The organism is Sulfitobacter sp. 1A12779 (assembly GCF_043557315.1).
GTDB classification, from domain to species: Bacteria; Pseudomonadota; Alphaproteobacteria; order Rhodobacterales; family Rhodobacteraceae; genus Sulfitobacter; species Sulfitobacter faviae.
The window spans coordinates 1-1,935 of record NZ_JBIFFU010000064.1 but is presented as its reverse complement, the minus strand read 5'-3'; the positions used below and the strand labels follow the sequence as shown (position 1 = coordinate 1,935).

The following is a 1,935-nucleotide window of genomic DNA, read 5'->3' as shown; positions in this document are numbered from 1 at the left end:
GGTGCGATGGCGCTCTGGTTGACAGGGTTGCCGGTGTCGGTGCCTGCTACTGTCGGGTTTATCGCATTGTTCGGCATAGCGTTGGGCAACGGTATGGTATTGGTCAGTTTCATGGATGATTTTGCGCGCGCCGGTCGCAATCTGGAAGCTTTGGCCATTGAGGCCGCAGGGTTGCGCGCGCGTCCGGTCCTGATGACCGCCATGACGACGGCACTTGGGCTGGCACCATTGCTCTTCGCCACCGGCGTCGGTGCCGAGGTCCAACGCCCGCTTGCCACTGTGGTAACCGGGGGGCTTGTTTCGTCAACCGTGCTGACCCTACTGGTCATGCCCGCCCTGCACCGCTGGTTTGCACCCAGACAAGGTGGGCATCATTCGCTTGTCGAAACGGTCCACGAGCATGGTACGAAGGCAAAAACTGTAAAGAAGGCTTAGGGCATATATGTTCTGATGCGCAGGCAAAGGTGCACAGCTGTTTGGCGGTGCGTGCTCCCTTGCTGCCGTACTTTGGGTTGTAAGCGCCACGCCGATCCCCTCCTGCCGCTTTGAAGCTGTCTGTGCGAGTCCTGCTGTCGATGTGAGGCAGGATAGGACGTAAGCGACGGCTGCGCCCCACCTTTCGACTGAGTTGATCCAGTGCGAATGGTTTCCTGTCATTAGACAGGGAGTGCGTTTCGCAATGTGTTCTACAAATGCGTTTCTCAGATGTAAGCGCCTCGTCGCTCCCCTACGCGGCGCGGCTTGACGGGGTCGAGAAGGTCCAGGGCATGAGTTCGTCGATGCGGCTTTTGGGGTGGCCGTCAAGCAATGCGCGCAATGTGGCGGTCAGATATCTGACCGGATCGACGTCGCACATCTTGCAGTTTGCGATCCGGCTGGCGAGCAATGCCCAGTTCTCTGCGCCGACCTCGTGTCCCGCAAAGAGGGAGTTTTTCCGCGTCAGAGCGATCTTCCTGATCTGGTTTTCTGTAAGCGATGGGGTGGACGCCCCCCGGCGGCATCGAATGTGCCAAAGTAGCGGGTGTTGAAGCACAGCTACGAGGAGAGCGTCCATGAACGAGATTAGCATCATCGGCCTGGATTTGGCCAAGAACGTATTTCAGGCACATGGTGCCGGGATTGACGGGTCGGTTATATTCAGGCGTAAGTTGTCGCGTGCGCAGCTGCTCAAGTTCATGAGCGAGCAGCCACCCTGTGTCGTGGCGATGGAGGCATGCGCGAGTGCCCACTACTGGGGCCGGGCAATCAGCGATCTCGGTCACGACATCCGTCTGATACCGCCGGCATACGTAAAACCGTTCGTAAAACGCCAAAAGAATGACATGGCCGATGCAGAGGCTATTGCAGAAGCAGCAGTCCGACCGACCATGCGGTTCGTGGCTGTGAAGAGCGAGGAACAGCAGGCGGCAGCGATGGCATATCGCACCCGCGATCTCCTTGTCCGCCAGCGCACGCAGACGATCAACGCCCTACGGGCCCATTTGGCCGAGCAAGGGATCGTTGCGCCCGTTGGTCCTGCCCATGTCGGTCGCCTCGCCGCAGTCGTTGAGGGGGAGGACGGCGCTTTGCCTGCTACAGTGCGGGACCTGGCGCGATTACTTCTGAACCAGATTGGAGATCTCAGCGAGAAGATCGCGGGCCTGGATACCGAACTACGCCGACGTGCAGGCACTGACGACACCGCGAGGCGGTTGACCACCATTCCTGGCATTGGTCCGATCACGGCGGCGGCGATCACCACCTTTGCGCCCCCGATGGAAACCTTCTCGAAAGGCCGGGATTTCGCAGCCTGGGTCGGGCTCACGCCGAAACAGCATTCGAGTGGCGGCAAGGAGCGACTCGGGCGGACATCAAAGATGGGGTCGAGTGGGGCTGAGTGCAGAAAACCCCTTTAAGGATTTTGCGCTTCTATTTTCCGCCAACGATATTCGCCTG

2 protein-coding genes and 1 pseudogene are annotated in these 1,935 nt (G+C 59.4%); 2 read left to right on the top strand and 1 reads right to left on the bottom strand.

Translation table 11 applies throughout. The features are described from left to right. A partial coding sequence (locus ACGYLQ_RS20710) for an efflux RND transporter permease subunit (protein ID WP_394444660.1) occupies positions 1-435 on the top strand: 435 nt, incomplete at its 5' end. 292 nt (positions 436-727) lie between these two features. Here the strand turns inward: ACGYLQ_RS20710 and ACGYLQ_RS20705 are convergent. Next, positions 728-1,054 (bottom strand): transposase domain-containing protein, encoded by a 327-nt coding sequence (locus tag ACGYLQ_RS20705; RefSeq protein ID WP_394444658.1) that lies wholly within the window; start codon positions 1,052-1,054, stop codon positions 728-730. Between ACGYLQ_RS20705 and ACGYLQ_RS20700 the strand changes: the two are divergent. Further along, a pseudogene (locus tag ACGYLQ_RS20700) lies at positions 1,053-1,862 on the top strand (IS110 family transposase); the annotation flags it as partial. The gene ACGYLQ_RS20705 and the pseudogene ACGYLQ_RS20700 overlap by 2 nt on opposite strands. Positions 1,863-1,935: the final 73 nt, after the last annotated feature.